Raw genomic sequence first — 18,964 nt, 5'->3', positions numbered from 1 at the left:
GGCCGCCGAGGTCGGGCCGTCCGGGCGTCGGCCGTTGCCCGCCCGGCCGTCACCGGGGTCAGCCGGCCGTGACCACCTGGTTCGCCGGCTGCGGCGCCGGTGCCTCGGCCGGGGCCCGCCCGCCGTCGCCGGGGGCGGTCGCCGCCGCGTCGTCGCCGCCCTCCGGGGTCGCGTCGTCGGCGGGTCGCACCGCCACCGGCGCCGGCCGGTCCGGCCTCGGCCGGGCCGCGACCTGCGGGTACTCGGCGGTCTCCGCGCCGCCCGTGGCGGCTGCCATGACCGCCGCCGCGGCCAGGTCGGCCACCCGCTTCGCCTCCCGCTTCACCCGGGCGCGGACCTCCTTGGCGTGCTGCTCGGCGGAGTCCGCGGCCCGGCGCGCCTCGTCGAGGCGGCGCAGCTCGTCGGTCAGCTCCTGCCGGGTCTCGGCGAGGCGCTGCTGCACCTCGGCGAACTCGTGCTCGACGCCCGCGCTCTCCTGCCGCGCCTGTGCCAGCTGCTGCTGGGCGGCGTCCAGCTCGGACTGCATCCGCGCCAGCGCCTCCCGCCGGTCCCGGATGCCCTGCTGCGTCGCGGCGAGCTGCTGCTGGTGGGTCGCGGCCTGCTCGTCCACGTGCTGGCGCACCTTGGCCGCGTACTGCTGGGCCTCCGCGATCAACGTCGCGATCTCCTGCTCGGCCGCCGTACGCTGGGCACCGAGCTCCCGCTCGGCGGACGCGAGCTGCTCGGCGATCTCCTGCTCGGCGGCGGCCCGCCGGTCGTTGATCTCCCGCTCCACGCCGGCCTGCCACTGGCCCAGCTCCTGCTGGGTCTTCGCGCGCGCCGCCTGTACCTCCTGCTGGATCTGGGCGCGGGCCGAGGCCAGGAACGCCTCGGACTCGACGCGGGCCTGCTCGACCTGCTGGGCGGTCTGCTCGTCGATCCGCTTCGCCTCCTGCACCGCGTGGTCGTGGGCCGCCTCGCCCGCCGCCCGCAGCCGTTCCGCCGCCTCCCGGATCCTGGCCAGCTCGGCCTGGGCGTTGGCGCGGCGTTCCTCGTGTTCCCGGTCGTGCTCCTCGCGCCGCGCGGCCGCCTCCTCCGTCAGCTCCCGCAGCGTCGTGGCGGCCTGCTCGCGGGCCTCGGCGAGCACCCGCTCCGCCTCGGCCTCGCGTTCGGCGGCCCGCTGCCCGGCGGCGTCGGTGATGGCCCCGGCCTGCTTCTCGGCCAGGGCCAGGATCTGGTCGACCATCGGACCGAGGTCGCGGAAGGACGCCCGGTCCGGCTGCGCCGGCCGGTCCCGCAGCTCGGTCGCCTCCGCGCGCAGCCGGTGCACCTCGACGGTCAGCTCCCGCAGCTGGGCCGAGACCCGGTCCCGCTCCGCGGCCCGCGCCGACCGTTCGCCGTCGACCTGCTCGACGTAGCGGTCCACCTGCCGCTTGTCGTAGCCGCGTAGCGCGAGGTCGAAGCTCGGCCGCGAGGCCGCGTCCTCGCGTGCCGCGAACGGGTCGTCGCCGTGGGACATGCATCCTCCTCCGTACGATCGCGAGCGCCGCGCCGGCGGGAGAGCCGCCCCACGGGCCGTGCTGAGGCGCCACGCTACCGTCGCGGCCGTACGCTCCCGCGAAAAGGGTGACCACATGCGACGGCCCCGCGGGACCGGCTGGTCCGCGGGGCCGCCGCCGCCCTGGTGGGGGCTGTCGCCAGGTGATGTCCGACGACGAGTGGAGGCAGGGCGACGGTCGGCCCGACCCGCCACCCCCGGGTCCGGCTCAGGGGTTGATCCGACCACGCCCGGCGGTCCGCGGCGGGGCGGTCAGTAGGGGAGCCTGCCGGTGCCGGCGCCGGCCGTGACGACGGACTTCACGGTGACCGGATCGGTCAGGGTGTACGGGTAGAACGTGCGCGGCTCCTGGACGGTGCCGCCCGCGTCGCCGGGCTCACTGGTGCCGGCGAGCACGTTGTCGCGGGCGATCATGCGGCCCCGGTCCCCGGAGTAGCTGATCGACCAGGGCACCTCGACGTCCTCGAAGTAGTTGCCCTCGACGACGCAGCCGGAGTCGAGCTGGCAGGCCACCCCGACGTCGGTGTTGTAGACGAAGTAGTTGTTGAACACGTGCACGGGGTCGCCGTAGCGGACCCGGGGGTTGCGCTGCGGCGTGCGGTCGAACCAGTTGTGGTGGTACGTGACCTTCAGGTTGCCGACGTCCTGGGCGGCGTTGCGGTCGTCGTGGCCGAGCAGCATGTTCTTCGTGTGGTGGTGGGTGTGGTTCCAGGACACGGTGACGTAGCTGGATCCGCGCTTGACGTCGATCAGCCCGTCGTAGCCGTACGCCAGGTCGTTGTGGTCGATCCACACGTGGTGCGAGAACATCTGCACGTTGATCGCGTCGTCGACGGTGTTGCGGAAGTTCAGGTTCCGCACGATCACGTTGTGCACGGCGTTCGCCGGCGGGCTGGTCGCGTCGCTCACCGGCAGGCCGATGTTCAGCCCGCCGCCGGTGATGCCGGAGCCGGCGCCGACGCCGACGATGGTCTTGTCCGAGGTGACGTCGTGCATCGGGCCGGGCAGCGCGATCATCCCGTCCACCCGCACGGTCAGCGGGCCGGCCGTGCCGATCGCGGCGAGGAGCTCGGCGGGGGTGTCCACCGTGACGGTCGGGCCGCCGGCCCCGCCGGTGGTGCCGTTCTGGCCGAGCGCGTGCACCGAGGCGAAACCGACCGGCGGGGCGCCCGGGTCGATCGGCGGCCCGGTCGGCGGCAGGGTGGGCCCGCCGGTCGGCGTGCCGGTGGGCGGCGCACCGGTGGCCGTGTCCACCTGGACGTCGTCGAAGGTGGCGCTCGCGTACGAGGTGGCCAGGCCGATCCGGCCAGCGGCGAACGCCCCGTCGGTGGCCTGCACCCGCAGCGTGCCGTCGACGTAGCCGCGCAGCGAGCTGCCGACCGCCTCCAGCCGCAGGGTCGCCCAGCTGCCGACGGTGATCCCGGCGGGGGCGGATCCCAGCGACACCGGGTCGCCGCCGGAGCGGCGGAGCAGCTGCACGCCGCCGCTCGCGGTCACCACCAGCGCGTAGTAGCTGCTGCTGCTCTGCGCTCGGGCGATCACCCCGGCGTGCCGGCTCGCCCCGCCGAAGCCGGTCGGCCGGACCCGGGCCTGCACCCCGTAGTCGGTCCAGGTGCCCGCGCCGGCCAGGGCCCGGGCGTCGCTGCTGGTGCCGGACTGCCGGTAGGCGTACGAGCCGTCGGTCACCACCGACCAGCTGCCACCGGAGCGGGACCACCCGTCGGCCGCGCCGTCGGAGAACGTGTCGCTGAACAGGGTGTCGGCGTGCGCCGACGAGGTAGTCGCGAGCACCGTGCCGACGGCCAGGGCGCCGGCGGTGAGCGCCGCGCCGAGCAGTCTCGGCGTGCGCGTCCGGGAGCGGGGTGTCCGGTTCATGGTGCACCTCCTGGTGGTGGGGTGGGCACCGGTGGGCCGCCGCGCTGAGCGCCGGGCGCGGCGGCCCACCGGCCGTCCGTCCGCCGCGCGGGACGACGCGGCGGACGGCGTCCTAGATGAGCAGCCGGTCCGCGCCGGCCAGCGCCCCGACGACCGCCGGCACCGCGGGCGCCGGCAGCACCGGACCGCGGCGCAGGGTCGGCGTCCAGCCGGCGTCCGGGGCCAGGTCCGGTTCGTGCGCCTCGTTGTACGCGGCCACCAGGTCCACGGGCCTTGGCCGGTCACCGGCGGAGCGGACCCAGTTGCCCCGGGTGGTGACGGCGGTGCCGCCCCAGTCGTACAGCAGGGTGTCGGGCGTGACGTCGGCGCCGAGGCTGAAGAAGTTGTTCTCGGCGACCACGGCGGACTGCACCCCGACGCCGATCGCGTAGGCGAAGCCGTCGCCGGCCAGCCGGTAGTGGTTGTTCCACACGTCGACCTGACCGAAGCGCACCCGGGGCAGCCGCTGGAGCACCCCGTCGAAGAGGTTGTGGTGCAGGCTCACCTTCAGCCGCCCGACGTCCGGGCCGACGGTGTTGGACGAGCCGATCAGCATGACCTTGTCCCGCCCCACGAAGCGGTTGTACGACACGGTCACCAGGCTCGCGGTGTGCGTGACGTCCAGCGACCCGTCGTGCACCTGGTACGGCCGGCCGAGGTACACCGGCTGGGCACTGTCCGGGTTGTCGCCGTCGGTGAAGGTGTTGTGGTCGATCCAGACGTGCTCGCTGCGGCGCACCGAGATCTGGTCGTACTGGGAGTTCCAGTTGCCGGCGTCGCCGTCGGTGGGGGACCAGGCGGGGAAGCAGTCCCGGGCGTCGTCGAACGTCAGGTTCCGCACGATCGTGTTGTGCGCGCCGTCGAGCATCAGCGTCAGGCCGGTCAGCCGGGCGCCGCGCAGGCCGACGATCGTGGTGTTCGGGCCGACGTTGATCTGGGTCTGCCGGGTCTGGTTCGTCACCGAGCGCACCCGCGCCGCCTCCAGCGGCCCGCTCGGCGCCACCCGGCCCCAGACCGCCGGGTCGTACGCCGCGAGGTACGCCGCCAGCGAGTACTCCGGATCGGCGAGGCCGGCGCAGTCGAGCAGGGCCCCGTCGGGCCCCTCGAACCCGTCGACCTCGCCCCTGACGTAGATGATCTTCGGGGTGGCGTTGCCCCGGTTGGTGGCGTTGTCGCCGCCGAGGGCCGCGACCAGCTCGGCCCGGCTGGAGACCACGTGCACCTGCTCCGGGGCCGCCGCCGCGCCGCCGGTCGTGCCGGTCCCCTCAGCCGCCCAGCCGTCCCCGGCCGGCAGCGCCTGCCGGCCGAGGTGCCGGGCGAACCAGGAGAGCCCGCCGTCGGCCGTGTCGACCGCGCCGTTGCGCGCCGGGGCGGCCCCGCCGCCCGGGGCCGGGGCCGCTGTCACGCTCCCGGGTGTCGCCGCGAGCGTCACGGCGACCATCGCCGCGCCCACTGCCTTCTTCCACATCTATCGGACCACCTGTTCGTTGCCGGTCGGGTATCAGGCAACGGTAGGTTTCGCGTTTTAGACGAGTCAATGACAAACGTGTGCAGAAGTGTTGCAACTGATCAAATCGGCCGGTATCGCCCCGGCCGCCCTCGGTCGGGTTGACGCCCCTATATCCGATATGGACCCACCTCAGGCGGGCGGTTCAGTTGCAGTGGGTTGCGGTTCCTCCTGTCCCGTCAGCTCCCTGCGGTGCGGCGCCACCGCCCACGGCACCCCCAGCTCCGACAGCAGCGCCCCCTCGTCGGCCGCCCGGCGCAGCAGCCGGTTGATCCCGCGCACCGTCAGCACCCGCTGCGGGCCGTCGCCCGTGGCCGTGACGAGGTCGCCGCCCAGCGGCGCCGGCTCGGGCGCGGTCGTGACCGCCTCCAGCACCGCGGTGAACGGGGCCGTCCTCGCCAGGGGCGCGATCAGCGGCACCGCCGGGTCGGCCCGGTGGGCGAGGAGGTTCTCCAGCAGCCCGCGCCGGCCCGGCACCTCGCGTGCGCCGGCGTCGCCGGGCAGCAGCAACCGGTCGGTCGGATACTCCAGCACGGCCCGGCCGGCGGTACCCGTCACGATCACCTCCCCGGCGACGAAGTCCTCCCCGGCCAGCGTCACCGCCGCGACGATCGGCGGCCCCGAACGGGACGACACCCGCAGGGTCGCCGTGTCGTCCACCTCGATCGGCCGGACCCGGTAGCGCTCCACCTCGATCCGCGCGGGGACCACCGGCCCGTCCCCGGCGGCGGCCTCGGCGACCGCCAGGCACTGCATGACCGCGTGCGCCAGCGGGTTGGCCAGGGCGCCGTCCAGCACCGGCCGGCCGTGCAGCGTGCGCCGTCCGGCCCACGGCGCCCGCGCGTAGTAGGCGTCGGAACGCTGCCAGGCCGCCACCGTCGCGATGCCGGTGACGGTGCCCAGCCGGCCGGCCCGGACCGCGTCGGTCAGCTCCGTCAGCGCCGCCGAGCCGAGCGCCTGGAAACCGACCTGGCACGCCCGGCCCGAGGCCGCCACGGCGGCGGCCAACTCCCGGTGCTCGGCCGTGGACAGCACCGGCGGCTTCTCCAGCAGCAGGTCGGCGCCCGCGGCGAGCACGTCCAAGGCGATCGGCAGGTGGGTGTGCGGCGGGGTGCAGACCACCACCACGTCCGGCCGGGCCGCCCGCAGCATCTCCCGGTGGTCGGGGTAAACCAGGGTGCCGTCGGGCACCGGCGCCGCCGGCTCGTCCTCGATCGGACGTACGTCGACCAGGGCTACCAGCCGCAGCCGCCCGGCGTCGTGCAGTGGGGCGACGACCCGCCGGTGCCAGCGCCCGTGCCCGTTGGCCCCGACGATCGCGACCCTCGGCACGGCGCCGGCCCGCCCCGGTGGCGCCCCCGCGGCGGCGGCCGTCACCGGGCGCCCGCCAGCGTCGCGGCCACCCCGTGCCGTTGCAGGGCGGTCAGCCACCCGGTCACCTCGGCGCGCACCTCGTCGTCCTCGGCCACCTCGGCGGGGAAGACCTCGCGCAGCGCGAACACCGCGTCGACGGCCCCCGCCGGGGTCTTCGCTCCGGCGGCGAGCGCGGCGCGGATCTCCTCGGCGAGCGGGTCGGCCAGCGGCAGGGGGCTGCCGTCGTCGGCGTGGCCCTGCGCGAAGCGCAGCCAGGCGGCCACCACCAGCGTGGCCCAGTGCGCCGACCGCCCCGCGGCCCGCAGGTCGGCGATGGTGTGCAGGATCCGCTGCGGCAGCTTCTGCGAGCCGTCCAGGGCCACCTGGAGGGTGCGGTGGTGGATCGCCGGGTTGGCGAACCGGCTCAGCACCTCCTCGCCGTACGCGACGACCGAGACGCCCTCGGGCGGCTCGAAGCTGGCCGCCACGTCCTCGGCGACCAGCTGCCGCAGCACGGTCGTCAGGTGCGGCAGGGCCAGCGCCTCGGCGATCGTCTCCCGGCCGGCCAGCGCACCCAGGTACGCGGCGGCCGAGTGCACGCCGTTGAGGGCGCGCAGCTTCAGCCGCTCCCAGGAACCCGCGTCGGCGGTGAGCACCGCGCCGGCCCGCTCCCAGGCCGGCCGGCCGCCCGGGAAGTCGTCCTCGATCACCCACTGCCGGTACGGCTCGGCGGCCACCGCCGCCAGGTCGGCCACCCCCAGGGCCCGCTCGGCGTCGGCGAGGGTCTGCGCCGTGCTGGCCGGCACGATCCGGTCGACCATCGTGCCGGGGAAGCTGACGTGCTCCCGCACCCAGCCGGCCAGCGGCTCCGGCACCCCCGCGTACGCCATCGACTGCTCGACCAGGCCGCGCAGCCGGCGGCCGTTCGCGGGCAGGTTGTCGCAGCTGACCAGGGCCAACGGCGGGCCCTGCGCGGCGGCGCGGGCGAGCAGCCCGCGCAGCAGCAGGCCCGGGACGGTGACCGGCGCCCGGTCGGTGCGCAGGTCGGCGGCGACCTCAGGGTCGGGCCGCAGCCGGCCGGTCACCGGGTCGAGCTGGTACGCCTTCTCCGTCACGGTGAGGGTGACCACCCGGATCGCCGGGTCGGCCAGCAGCGCCACCACGGCGGCGGGATCGCCGGCGGCGTGCCGGGTGCCCGCCAGCGCGCCGACGACCCGGGTGTGGCACCCCTCGGCGCTGGTGGTGGTGACGCTGAACAGGTTGTCCTGCGCGGCCAGCGTCGTCACCACGTCGGGGTTGCGTGGCGCCACGCCGACGATGCCCCAGTCGCCCCCGGCCCGCGCCATCGCCTCCTCGGTGTAGACCGCCTGGTGGGCGCGGTGGAACGCGCCCAGCCCGAGGTGCACGATCCCCGCCGGCGCGCTGCCCGGGCGGATCAGCGGGCGGCTCCCGGCCGGCAGCCGGCGTAGCGTCCCGAGACCGAGCCGGGCGGCGCCGCCGATCATCGCCACACCGGTCCGTCGGGGAAGCGGAACTCGGCGATCGACTCCGGCTTCATCGTGGAGCTGTAGCCGGGCGCCTCCGGCAGCAGGTAGCGCCCCTCGCGGGTGCGCACCGGGTCGACGAAGTGCTCGTGCAGGTGGTCGACGTACTCGACCATCCGGCCGTCGAGGCTGGTGCCGACCCGCAGGTAGTCGAAGACGGCCAGGTGCTGGACGTACTCGCACAGGCCCACGCCGCCGGAGTGCGGGCAGATCGGCACCCCGAACTTCGCCGCCATCAGGATCTCGGCGAGGACCTCGTTGACGCCGCCGACCCGGCAGGCGTCGATCTGCATCACGCCGATCGCCTCGGCCTGGAGCAGCTGCTTGAAGATGACCCGGTTGGCGGCCACCTCACCGGTGGCGACCCGGCACCGGCCGTCCGTCAGGCCGGTGACCGCCCGCGCGATCCGGGCGTGCCCGAGGATGTCGTCGGCGTGCGTCGGCTCCTCGATCCAGTACGGGTCCACCTCCGCCAGGGCGGTCATGTTGGTGATCGCCTCGTCGACGTCCCAGACCTGGTTGGCGTCCATCATCAGCAGCGCGTCCGGCCCGATCTCCTCCCGGATGATCCGCGCCCGCCGCAGGTCGTCGGCCGGCAGCCCGCCGACCTTCATCTTCATCGCCCGCCACCCCTCGGCGTACGCCTGCCGGGTCAGCGCGCGGACCTTGTCGTCGGGGTAGCCCAGCCAGCCCACGGAGGTGGTGTACGACGGGAACCCGTCGCGCTCCAGCCCGGCCCGGCGCTCGTCCAGCCCGACCAGCCCCTTGTCGAGGATGGCCGCCGCCTCGTCCGGGGTGAGGGCGTCGGTGATGTGGTGGAAGTCGATGCTGGCCACCAGCTCCTCGGTGGGCAGCTCGGCGAGCAGCTGCCACATCGGCTTGCCGGCCAGCTTGGCCCGCAGGTCCCAGACCGCGTTGACCAGGGCGCCGGTGGCCATGTGGATGACCCCCTTCTCCGGGCCCAGCCAGCGCAGCTGCACGTCGGCGCTCAGCGAGCGCCAGAACGCCACCGGGTCGGCGAAGATCTCCTCCACGGTGCGGCCCCGCACGTGGTGGGCGAGGGCCTCGATCGCGGCGCAGGTCAGCTCGTTGCCGCGACCGTTGGTGAAGGTGAACCCGGCCCCGGTGACGCCGGCGTCGGTGCGCAGCTCGACGTAGCTGGCCGAGTAGTCGCCCCGGTTGATCGCGTCCGAGCCGTCGCCCGCGGCGGCGGTCGGGAACCGCACGTCGTGCACGTCGACGGCGGTGACGGTGACACTCACAGGACATTCTCTCCGATCTTGAAGACCTTCTTCGGCAGCCGGTACGCCAGGTCGACGATGGTCTCGGCGGCCTCGTCCTCGTCGAGGCGGTGCTCGGTGACCAGCCGGGCCAGGTAGGCGGCGTCGACCCGGCGGGCCACGTCGTGGCGTACCGGGATGGAGCAGAACGCGCGGGTGTCGTCGACGAACCCGGCGGTGTTGTAGAAGCCCGCGGACTCGGTGACCGACTCGCGGAACCGGCGCAGCACCTCAGGCGAGTCCAGGAACCACCACGGCGCACCGAGGTACAGGGCGGCGTACCCGCCCGCCAGGGGGGCGAGTTCCCGGCTGAAGGTGTACTCGTCGAGGGTGTAGAGCACCACCCGCAGCCGCGGGTCGTTGCCGTACGCGTCCAGCAGCGGCGTCAGCGCGTGCAGGTACTCGGTGGCCTGCGGCAGGTCGCCGCCGACGTCGCGGCCGTGCCGCGCGTACAGCCAGCGGTTGTGGTTGCGCACCGCGCCGGGATGCAGCTGCATCACGAGGCCGTCGTCCAGCGACATCCGGGCGAACTCCAGCAGCATGTGCGCCCGGAACGTCTCCGCGTCGGCCGCGTCGGCGACCCCGCGCAGGCCCTTGTCGTAGAGGCGCCCCGCCTCGTCCGCGCCCAGCGCCAGGGTGCGCGCGGTGGGGTGGCCGTGGTCGGTGCAGGTGGCGCCGGCCGCGATGAAGGCCGCCCGCCGCCGGCGCAGCGCCGCCAGGTAGCCGGCGTACGTGCCGGTGTCCTCGCCGGTGATCTCGCCGAGGCGCGCGACGTTGTCCGCCCAGCCGTCGAACTCCATGTCGGCCACGTTGTCCGGCCGGAACGTGGTGATCACCCGGCCGCCCGGCCCGCCCCAGCCGTCGGCGGCGAGCTTGGCGTGCTGCCCGAGGTCGTCCAGCGGCGACTCGGTGGTGGCGAGCACCTCGATGCCGAACCGCTCGAACAGCGCCCGGGGCCGGAACTCCGGCTCGGCGAGCCGGGCCGCGAGCTCGTCGTAGACGGCGTCGGCGGTGGCCGGGGAGAGCGGGGTGCGCACCCCGAACACGTCGGTGAAGGTCTGCTCCAGCCAGAGCCGGGAGGGGGTGCCCCGGAACAGGTGCCAGTGCGCGGCGAAGCGCCGCCAGATGGTGCGCCCGTCGGGCTCCGTGGGGCTGCCGTCGACGGTGGGCACGCCCAGGTCGGCCGGGGGGACGCCCTGGCTGAGCAGCATCCGGGTGAGGTAGTGGTCGGGCACGATGAGCAGCCGCGCCGGATCCGGGAACGGGCGGTCCTCGGCCAGGATCGCCGGGTCGACGTGCCCGTGCGGGGAGATGATCGGCTGGGGCGCGGCCAGCGCGTACAGCCGGCGGGCCACCGCGCGCTGCGCGGGGTCGGCGGGGAAGAGCAGGTCGGTCGTGGGCACGGGTGGGGCTCCTCGGAGGGTGTTCGTGGCTCAGGAGAGGTCGAGCAGGTCGGCGACCCGGACCGGGGCACCGGTGGTGAAGGAGCGGTTCGCGGCCAGCCCGGTGAGCAGGGCGAGGGCGCCGTCGCGGGCGGTCGCCGCCCGCCCCATCGGGTCCGGCTCGCCGGCGATCAGGACCCGGGCCATCCGGGCGTCGGCGCCGCCGTGCCCGGAGCGGGTGTGCCCGGCCACGGGTACGACCTGCGGCGGCGCCCAGAACGGCCGCAGGGTCAGCGTGGCGGAGCCGGCCTCGGCGGCGGCCTCGTCGCCGTGCAGCGCCGCGCCCTTGAGCGCACCGGCGGACGCCGGGCTGACGTGGTCGCTCTCCACGACCTCCAGCTCCAGGCGCCCCCGGCTGCCGTTGACCATCACCCGGTAGCCCTCGTAGGGGGCGTACGCGGTGAGGTGGTAGGTCATCGTCGCGCCGGTGGAGTAGCGGGCGAGCACCGCCATGTCGTCCTCGATGTCCACGCCCGGGGCGAAGACGTTGCGGTCGCGCTGGTAGCCGTCCTCGGCCTCGGCGTCGAGGTAGAGCTCGCGCAGTTTCGGGTGCGCGTCGAGCCGCAGCGCGAACGGGTCGTCGTCGGCGGCGGGGGAGCCGTGCGCCCGCTCGTAGTCGCGGGCGTAGCCGTGCCGGCGGCCCGCCTCGCCGTAGAAGAACAGCCGGCCGGTGGCGTACACCTCGACGGGGGTGGCGTCGAGCCACCAGTTGACCAGGTCGAAGTGGTGGCCGGCCTTGTGCACCATCAGCCCGCCGGAGTGCGCCTTGTCGCGGTGCCAGCGGCGGAAGTAGTCGGCGCCGTGCCGCACGTCGAGCAGCCACTCGAAGTGCACCGAGCCCACCTCGCCGATCGCGCCGTCGGCGAGCAGCTCGCGCAGCTTCTCGTGCAGGGGGTTGTAGCGGTAGTTGAACGCCACCCGCACCTGCCGCCCGGTGTCGGCGACCGCGTCGAGGATCTGCCGGCAGCCGGCCGCGTCCACGGTCATCGGCTTCTCGGTGATGACGTCGCAGCCGGCCCGCAGCGCCGTGTCGACGTGCGCGGCGTGGGTGTCGTCCACGCTCGTCACCACCAGCACGTCGACGCGCTCCTTGGCGAGCATGGCGGTCAGGTCCTCGGCCCGGTACGTCGGCACCGGCGGGTGGCCCAGCTCGCCGAGCCACCGGTTGTGGGCGTCCATGCGGGCCTGGTTGACGTCGGCGAACGCGACGAGCTCGGCGGTGTCGGCGTGGTCGCGCACCAGCGCCCGGACGAACATCTCGGCCCGGGACCCGGTGCCCACCAGGGCGTGTCGGACCCGTTGACCGGTGCTGGACGACATGTCGACCGCCTCCCGTGTTGCTGCAAAGGTTTGCAGCGAAATAACCACGCGCCGCGCGGCGGCGTCAACGATCGATGCCAAACCGGCGGCATAGATCCGATTTGATCCGCATTTCAGCGCATGGTGGGAGCGTGGCCGAAACGCATCTGTAACCATCGGCCGTTGACACCAGCACAACCGTTTGCATTAATTGGCGGCACCTGACGTGACCCCAGCCACACTGGACGAAGGGCCCCGCCGTGCCAGCCACCATCCGAGACGTCGCCCGGGCCTCCGGCGTGCACATCTCCACGGTCTCCCGCACGTTCTCGGCCCCGCACCTGGTCAACCCGGAGACCCGGGGCCGGGTGCTGGCCTGCGCCGAGGAGCTCGGCTACCGGCCCAACCGCGCCGCCCGCGCCCTGATCACCGGCCGTACGCACAACGTCGGCCTGATCATCGCGGACATCGCCAATCCGTTCTTCCCGCCGCTGATCAAGGCGGCGGAGAGCCAGGCCCGCCAACGCGACTACCACGTGTTCGTGGCCGACACCAACGAGGACCCGATCGCCGAGGAGGAGCTGGTCCACGCCCTCGCGAAGCAGGTGGACGGGGTGCTGCTGTGCAGCCCGCGGATGAGCAACAGCATGATCGAGCAGCTCAGCCGCGAAGTGCCGCTGGTGGTGATAAACCGGCAGGTCGCCGGCCTGCCGTGCGTCACCATGGACGTCGGGCAGGGCGCCCGGTCGGCCATCGAGCACCTGCTCGGCCTCGGCCACCGGCGGATCGCGCTGCTCAGCGGGCCGCGCGGCTCGTGGACCAGCCGGGAGATCCGCCGGGCGGCCGGCGTCGCGGCGCGGGCCGGCGGCGCCGAGTTCACCGTCCTCGGGCCCAACCAGCCCACCGAGACCGGCGGCGCGGCCCTCGCCGAGCAGGTCCGCCGCAGCGAGGCCACGGCGGTCCTCGCCTACAACGACCTGATGGCGATCGGCCTGATCGAAGGGCTCGACGCCGTCGGGATGCGCGTCCCGCAGGACGTGAGCGTCGTCGGCATCGACGACATCGCCCTGAGCCGGCTCACCCGGCCCAAGTTGACGACGGTGGCCACGCCCAACGCGGCCGCCGGCCGGACGGCCGTCGACATGCTCCTGCAACACGACACCGTCGCCGCCCGTGGCTCACGCGGCGGTCGGGGTGTCACGAGCGACGACCGTCGTACCACCGCACAGGTAATGCTCCAGACCGAACTGGTCATCCGCGACTCGACCGCCGCCGCGCCGGCAGACGGTCGGAACCGCCCCGACGCCGAGTTGGTCGTCCCGGGCCCGCATCGCCTTGCGGGCCCGGGTCGCCCGACCGCGGCCACCGGTGGCGTCGTCGCCTCCTAACGCCAAGGAGTGAGCGCACATGCACCCCGCAACGCCCCCCACCACTGGCACGCAGGCCGTGCCCGTTCACCGTACCCCCGTCCGCAGGCGGCGGTTGATCCGCGGCCTGCTCGCCACGGTCGTCGCCCTGCCCCTGATCCTCGGTGCCACCGGCTGCGGCGGCGACGACGAGGCCAGCACCGACCCGAACGCCCCGGTCAAGCTCTCGGTCTTCTGGTGGGGCGGTGAGGCCCGGGCGAAACTGACCGAGGAGGCCCTCGCCCTCTACACCAAGAAGCACCCGAACGTCACGTTCGAGAAGACCTGGCAGGCCAACCAGGGCTACTTCGACAAGCTGGCCACCCTCACCGCCGGCGGCAACCCGCCGGACCTCTTCCAGATCGACGACAACTACCTGGCCGAGTACGCCTCGCGCAGCACCACCCTCGACCTGACGTCGTACAAGGACTCCGGCGACCTCGACGTGTCGAAGTTCCCCAAGAGCCTCTGGCAGTACGGCGTGGTCGACGGCAAGCTCGCCGGCGTGGCCTCGGGGGAGAACACCCAGGGCCTGGTCTACAACAAGACCCTGCTGACCAAGAACGGTCTGCCCGAGCCGACCACCGGCATGACCTGGGAGGAGCACATCGCCTGGGCCGAGCAGGTGGCGAAGAAGACCAAGGTGCCCGGCACCCAGGACCCGAGCGCCGACTACAAGGCGTTCTGGGTGTGGCTGCGCCAGCAGGGCAAGGACCTCTACAAGGGCAAGGAACTCGGCTTCACCGCCGAGGACGTGACGAAGTGGTTCGACCTGTGGAAGGGCGCCCGGGACCGGGGCGCCACCCCGACCCCCGACGTCATCCACGAGGGCAACGCCACCGACATCACCAAGCAGCTCGTGGTCACCGGCAAGGCCGGCACCAGCTGGGTCTGGGTCAACCAGATGCCGGAGCTGAAGAAGAACACCAAGGACGAGCTGGGCGTCATCGCCTACCCCGGTGACCCGAGCGCCCAGTGGGCCCGCGCCTCCATGTACTGGTCGGTGTTCAAGGGCAGCAAGCACAAGGACGTCGCGGTCGACGTGATCAACTTCCTGGCGAACGACCCCGAGGCCGTCAAGATCCTCGGCACCGACCGGGGCCTGCCGTCGAACCTGGACCTGCGCCGGGTGGTCAGCGACGACGTCACCGACCCGGCGATGAAGCAGTCGATCCAGGTCGAGTCCGACCTGGCGGAGAAGTTCGGCGAGGCGCCGCAGGTCCCGCTCAAGGGGCACAGCAAGGTCCGCGCCGAGCTGATCAAGGCCGCCGAGAACGCCCAGTACGGCCGGATCAGCTCCGCCCAGGCGGCGGAGCAGTTCATCGCCGCCTGCAAGTCCGCCATCGCCTGACCTGACGCCCACGGAGAGGAATCGGTTCGTGGCTCTGACCACGGCGCCCGACCCGACCCGACGTACCGGACCCGTCCCGACCCCCGCCGGCAGGCGCGGGGTCGGGCGGGCCCGGCACGGCGACGGTCTGGCCGGCTACGTCTTCCTGTCGCCCTGGCTGCTCGGCCTGATGGCCGTCACGGCGATACCCATGCTCCTGTCGCTCTACCTGAGCTTCACGAACTACGACATCCTCACCCCCTTCTCGGAGGTGGAGTGGGTCGGATTCGCCAACTACGAGCGCATGTTCACCGCCGACCCGTCGTACTGGCACTCGGTGCGGGTGACGCTCACCTTCGCCCTGGTCGCCGTGCCGCTGAAGCTGGCGGCCGCGCTCGGGGTGGCCCTGCTGCTCAACCGCGCCTGGCGCGGCGTCGGGCTGTTCCGCGGCCTGTTCTACCTGCCGTCGCTGCTCGGCGGCAGCGTCGCGCTGGCCATCGTCTGGGTGAACATGTTCAACCGCGAGGGCGCGTTCAACTCGCTGCTGGGCGTCTTCGGCATCGAGGGCAAGCCGTGGGTCAACGACCCCGACTGGGCGCTGGAGACCCTCATGGTGCTCGCCATCTGGCAGTTCGGCGCGCCCATGGTGATCTTCCTGGCCGGCCTCAAGCAGGTGCCCACCGAGCTCTACGAGGCGGCCTCCGTCGACGGCGCCGGCAAGTGGCGGCAGTTCGTCGCCGTCACCCTGCCGATGCTCTCGCCGGTGATCTTCTTCAACCTGGTGCTGGAGACCATCAACGGCTTCCAGGGCTTCACCGCCGCGTTCGTGCTCAGCAACGGCACCGGCGGCCCGGTGGACTCCACCCTGATGTACACGCTGAACCTCTACATCACCGGCTTCACCAACCTGGAGATGGGCTACGCCTCGGCGATGGCCTGGGTCTTCCTGCTCGCCATCGCGATCATCACCGCGATCTTCTTCAGCACCGGGCGCTTCTGGGTGCACTACTCGGACGGGGAGGACCGGTGACGGCGACGGCGACCCCGACGGCAACCCCGGCGACGACCGGCTCGCGCGGCCCGCGCCGCCCGGGTGGCGGCGGCGGGCAGGCCGTGCGCCTGCTCATTCTGATCGCGATCGTCGCGGTCGTGCTCTACCCGCTCTTCTGGATGATCGGTACGTCCCTGAAGAGCCAGGAGGAGATCGTCAACAACATCGGCCTGCTGCCGAACGAGTTCACCCCCGGCAACTACGCCGACGGCTGGACCAACTTCGACTTCAGCTTCGGCCGGTTCTTCCTCAACAGCGCGATGGTCAGCCTGCTGACCGTGGTCGGCAACGGCGTCTCCTGCCTGCTCGCCGCGTACGCCTTCGCGCGGCTGCGGTTCCGGCTGCGGGGCGTCTGGTTCGCCGTGATGATCGGGACGCTGCTGCTGCCCGGGCACGTGCTGATCGTGCCGCAGTACATCCTGTTCCGCAGCCTGGGCCTGGTGGGCGGCGAGTGGCCGTACCTGCCGCTGCTGATCCCGCAGTTCCTGGCCACCGAGGCGTTCTTCGTGTTCCTGATGGTGCAGTTCATGCGGGGCATCCCGCGCGAGCTCGACGAGGCCGCCAAGATCGACGGTGCGAACGCCTTCGGCATCTTCCGGCACGTGATCCTGCCGCTGAGCCGCCCGGCGCTGGTCACCACGGCGATCTTCTCGTTCATCTGGACCTGGAACGACTTCTTCCGGCAACTCGTCTTCCTCTCCGACCTCGAGGACTACACCGTGCCGGTGGCGCTGACCCTGTTCATCGACTCGACGAGCCAGAGCGCCGTCGGCCCGATGTTCGCCATGTCGGTGCTGTCGCTGCTGCCGGTGTTCCTGTTCTTCGTGGCCTTCCAGCGGATGCTGGTGGAGGGCATCAACACGAGCGGACTCAAGGGATGAGGCCGCACCCGGACGGCGGGCCGGACCGCGAGGACGGGCCGGCTCGCCGCGACTGGCGGGACGTGCTCACCGACGCCACGGACCTGGCGGTGGTCGGCATCGTCCTGACCCTGGCGGCGCTGCCGGTGCTCACCGCGGCGGCGGCCGTCGCCGCCGCGAGCGCGGCCGTGCACGACCGGTACACCGTCGGGTCCTGGCCCTCCGCACGGGAGAACCTGACCCGGTACGGCCGCGCCCTGCTGCCCGGCGCCGGGGTGAGCGTGCTGACGCTCGCCGCCTTCGGGCTGCTCGCCGTGAACGTCGCCGCGCTGGCCGGCGGCCGGGTGCCCGGCGGGGCACCGCTGCTCCTGGTCACCGTCGTGCTGGCCGCCGCCCTGGCCGGGTACGCCGCGCTGGTGGTGGTGGAGGTCGGCCGCCGCGGTGGCCGTGGCTGGCGGGAGGCCGCCGGTGCCGCCGCCGGCGCCTGCCGCGCCCGCCCGGGCACCTGGGCCGCCGCTGGTGGGGTCAGCGCCGTCGCCGCGCTGCTCGCCGTCCTGGTCATCCCGGTCGCGGTGCCCATCCTCGCCGGGTACGTGGTCGCCGCCCTGCACGCCGTCGCGCGGCGGACCGTGCCCGCCCCGGTGGGACAGTCGTGACGGGCGACGACCGGCGGGCCGGCGTGACCGAGAACGATCGGCAGCTCAGCGTCGACGACGTGCCGGTGGCCCGGTACGTCGTCGACCCGGCGATCGACCCCCGGCACGGCCCCCGCCCGTACCTGCACCCCGTGCGGACCCTCGGCGGGACCGTGGTCACCGACGCGTTCCCGGCCGACCACGTCTGGCACCTCGGCGCGTCCCTGGCCGTGCAGGACGTCGACGGCACCAACCTGTGGGGCGGGCGCACCTACGTCCGCGACACCGGCTACACGTGGCGCGACGACCACGGCCGCATCGCGCACACCCGCTGGGAGACCCGCGACCCGCAACGGCTCGCGCACCAGCTGGAGTGGCGGGACCGGGACGGGGCGGTGCTGCTCACCGAGCGGCGGGAGCTGGCCGCGCAGCGGGTCGGCGAGCGGGCCTGGGCCCTCGACGTCGGATACACGCTGACCGCTCCCGCCGACCGGGACGTCGCCCTGGGCAGCCCGGCGACCAACGGACGCCCGGGTGGCGCCGGCTACGGCGGCTTCTTCTGGCGGGCGGTCAGCGCGACGCCCGCGCGGGTGCGCACCGCCACCGCCGAGGGGGAGGACGCGGTCAACGGCAGCGACGCGCCGTGGCTGGCCTTCGCCGGCACCGGGCCGGACGGGGCCGCGTACACGCTCGTGCTGGCGGGGCTCGCGGAGGGCGACCGCTGGTTCGTCCGCACCGCGATGTACCCGGGGATCTGCGTGGCGTTCGCCTTCGACCGGCCCAGGGTGATCACCGCGGGTACGAGTCGCACCGGGCGGCACCGGGTGGTCGTCGCCGACGGCGCGCTCGACCAGCCGACGGCCGCCGCGTTGGCCGCCGGCGGGACGGTGTGACGCGGCCCTCCCACCCCGGATTTGACGATCTTGTCGGGCGGGCGTAACTTTCTCTCTGCCAGCGCGGAACGGACGAACAGGGCGAAAGCCCGGCCGAGGCCGGAGCGCGGTGAGACCATCGGTCCGGGTGGGGTTCTCCCACCGGGATCGGCACGGGCGGTGCCCCGGATCCGTCGCGAGGCGGATTTGGCGAGGCGGAACCGACCGGGTAAGGTTCACGGCCGGCAGGGATCCGGGCGAGCTCGCGGGAAACCGCGAAGCGGCCGGTCTGCCGAACTTCCCGAAGACCGTCGGCGAGAGTCGACGTCATCGGGATGCCCGGAAAATGGGTTGAAGTGGTGCGGATCGCTACGAAGCGGTTTGACACAGCGGAAACCACCGGGTAACGTAGTAAAAGTGCCCGGCGCGGGAAGCGGCGGGTGCGGTGAACGAAATGCCCCGGGTCGGGTGCTCCACGGTGTGGGGTTTCTGGGCGGTGTGTGGTTGTTCTTTGAGAACTCAACAGGGTGCTTGATAAGCCAGTGCCAATTATGATTTATACCCCGGACTGGCAGACCGTTTATGGTTTGTTGGTCTTGGATTCCTTTGGCAACACTTTTTGTTGTCGGGACAGTTTTTCAACAAGTTTTTGTTGGAGAGTTTGATCCTGGCTCAGGACGAACGCTGGCGGCGTGCTTAACACATGCAAGTCGAGCGGAAAGGCCCTTCGGGGTACTCGAGCGGCGAACGGGTGAGTAACACGTGAGCAACCTGCCCTAGGCTTTGGGATAACCCTCGGAAACGGGGGCTAATACCGAATAGGACCACCGGTCGCATGTTTGGTGGTGGAAAGTTTTTCGGCCTGGGATGGGCTCGCGGCCTATCAGCTTGTTGGTGGGGTGATGGCCTACCAAGGCGACGACGGGTAGCCGGC

Annotated in this window: 14 protein-coding genes and 1 rRNA gene; 7 read left to right on the top strand and 8 right to left on the bottom strand. The window is 73.1% G+C overall.

Going from position 1 to position 18,964, the window contains the following annotated elements:
• Nucleotides 1-58 precede the first annotated feature (58 nt).
• From EV374_RS32710 to EV374_RS21515, 8 genes are all read right to left on the bottom strand, one after another.
• A complete protein-coding gene (locus EV374_RS32710) occupies nucleotides 59-1,498 on the bottom strand; it encodes a coiled-coil domain-containing protein (RefSeq protein WP_165947861.1) in 1,440 nt (479 codons plus the stop codon).
• Nucleotides 1,499-1,789: 291 nt separating this feature from the next.
• A complete protein-coding gene (locus EV374_RS21545) occupies nucleotides 1,790-3,412 on the bottom strand; it encodes a pectate lyase family protein (protein ID WP_132238159.1) in 1,623 nt (540 codons plus the stop codon).
• 112 nt (nucleotides 3,413-3,524) lie between these two features.
• On the bottom strand, nucleotides 3,525-4,919 hold the full coding sequence (locus tag EV374_RS21540; protein ID WP_207914440.1) for a polysaccharide lyase family 1 protein: 1,395 nt from the start codon (nucleotides 4,917-4,919) through the stop codon (nucleotides 3,525-3,527).
• Between the two features lie 171 nt (nucleotides 4,920-5,090).
• Nucleotides 5,091-6,335 carry a Gfo/Idh/MocA family protein gene (locus EV374_RS21535; protein WP_132238157.1) on the bottom strand — a complete coding sequence of 415 codons (1,245 nt, stop codon included), beginning with the start codon at nucleotides 6,333-6,335 and terminating at the stop codon, nucleotides 5,091-5,093.
• On the bottom strand, nucleotides 6,332-7,816 hold the full coding sequence (locus EV374_RS21530) for a mannitol dehydrogenase family protein (RefSeq protein ID WP_132238155.1): 1,485 nt from the start codon (nucleotides 7,814-7,816) through the stop codon (nucleotides 6,332-6,334). The genes EV374_RS21535 and EV374_RS21530 overlap by 4 nt, the downstream gene beginning before the upstream one ends.
• The gene (locus EV374_RS21525; protein ID WP_132238153.1) at nucleotides 7,813-9,117 is read right to left on the bottom strand and encodes an enolase C-terminal domain-like protein; all 1,305 of its coding nucleotides are present in this window, start codon (nucleotides 9,115-9,117) and stop codon (nucleotides 7,813-7,815) included. The genes EV374_RS21530 and EV374_RS21525 overlap by 4 nt, the downstream gene beginning before the upstream one ends.
• Complete coding sequence (uxaC, locus tag EV374_RS21520; protein ID WP_132238151.1) at nucleotides 9,114-10,538, bottom strand: glucuronate isomerase; 1,425 nt, start codon at nucleotides 10,536-10,538, stop codon at nucleotides 9,114-9,116. Before uxaC ends, EV374_RS21525 begins: the two co-directional genes overlap by 4 nt.
• Before the next feature lie 30 nt (nucleotides 10,539-10,568).
• Nucleotides 10,569-11,897 (bottom strand): Gfo/Idh/MocA family protein, encoded by a 1,329-nt coding sequence (locus tag EV374_RS21515; protein ID WP_132238149.1) that lies wholly within the window; start codon nucleotides 11,895-11,897, stop codon nucleotides 10,569-10,571.
• Between the two features lie 239 nt (nucleotides 11,898-12,136).
• On the opposite strand from EV374_RS21515, the gene EV374_RS21510 reads away from it, so the two are divergent.
• The 7 genes from EV374_RS21510 to EV374_RS21480 all read left to right on the top strand — a co-directional run.
• Entirely contained in the window at nucleotides 12,137-13,264 is a 1,128-nt protein-coding gene (locus tag EV374_RS21510) for a LacI family DNA-binding transcriptional regulator (RefSeq protein ID WP_132238147.1), read from the top strand.
• Nucleotides 13,265-13,283: 19 nt separating this feature from the next.
• On the top strand, nucleotides 13,284-14,633 hold the full coding sequence (locus EV374_RS21505; protein ID WP_132238145.1) for an extracellular solute-binding protein: 1,350 nt from the start codon (nucleotides 13,284-13,286) through the stop codon (nucleotides 14,631-14,633).
• Nucleotides 14,634-14,661: 28 nt separating this feature from the next.
• Complete coding sequence (locus EV374_RS21500; RefSeq protein WP_132238143.1) at nucleotides 14,662-15,642, top strand: carbohydrate ABC transporter permease; 981 nt, start codon at nucleotides 14,662-14,664, stop codon at nucleotides 15,640-15,642.
• A gap of 140 nt (nucleotides 15,643-15,782) precedes the next feature.
• Nucleotides 15,783-16,544, top strand: coding sequence for a carbohydrate ABC transporter permease (locus tag EV374_RS21495; RefSeq protein WP_132238380.1), 762 nt, complete (start codon nucleotides 15,783-15,785; stop codon nucleotides 16,542-16,544).
• Entirely contained in the window at nucleotides 16,541-17,179 is a 639-nt protein-coding gene (locus EV374_RS21490; RefSeq protein WP_132238141.1) for a hypothetical protein, read from the top strand. The genes EV374_RS21495 and EV374_RS21490 overlap by 4 nt, the downstream gene beginning before the upstream one ends.
• Nucleotides 17,180-17,202: 23 nt before the next feature.
• Entirely contained in the window at nucleotides 17,203-18,051 is an 849-nt protein-coding gene (locus EV374_RS21485; RefSeq protein ID WP_132238378.1) for a DUF6807 domain-containing protein, read from the top strand.
• Between the two features lie 628 nt (nucleotides 18,052-18,679).
• A 16S ribosomal RNA gene (locus EV374_RS21480) occupies nucleotides 18,680-18,964 on the top strand; the annotation flags it as partial.

The sequence above is a fragment of the Micromonospora sp. CNZ303 genome (assembly GCF_004345505.1).
The sequence above is the reverse complement of the archived record's forward strand: the minus strand, read 5'-3'. Positions and strand labels throughout refer to the sequence as shown.

Excerpts from the sequence above, each read along its gene's own strand:
- EV374_RS21545 (WP_132238159.1), bottom strand. The coding sequence starts at position 3,412 with ATGAACCGGACACCCCGCTCCCGGACGCGCACGCCGAGACTGCTCGGC.
- EV374_RS21530 (WP_132238155.1), bottom strand. The coding sequence starts at position 7,816 with ATGATCGGCGGCGCCGCCCGGCTCGGTCTCGGGACGCTACGCCGGCTG.
- EV374_RS21495 (WP_132238380.1), top strand. The coding sequence starts at position 15,783 with ATGATCGGTACGTCCCTGAAGAGCCAGGAGGAGATCGTCAACAACATC.
- EV374_RS32710 (WP_165947861.1), bottom strand. The coding sequence starts at position 1,498 with ATGTCCCACGGCGACGACCCGTTCGCGGCACGCGAGGACGCGGCCTCG.
- EV374_RS21515 (WP_132238149.1), bottom strand. The coding sequence starts at position 11,897 with ATGTCGTCCAGCACCGGTCAACGGGTCCGACACGCCCTGGTGGGCACC.
- EV374_RS21505 (WP_132238145.1), top strand. The coding sequence starts at position 13,284 with ATGCACCCCGCAACGCCCCCCACCACTGGCACGCAGGCCGTGCCCGTT.
- EV374_RS21540 (WP_207914440.1), bottom strand. The coding sequence starts at position 4,919 with ATGTGGAAGAAGGCAGTGGGCGCGGCGATGGTCGCCGTGACGCTCGCG.
- EV374_RS21490 (WP_132238141.1), top strand. The coding sequence starts at position 16,541 with ATGAGGCCGCACCCGGACGGCGGGCCGGACCGCGAGGACGGGCCGGCT.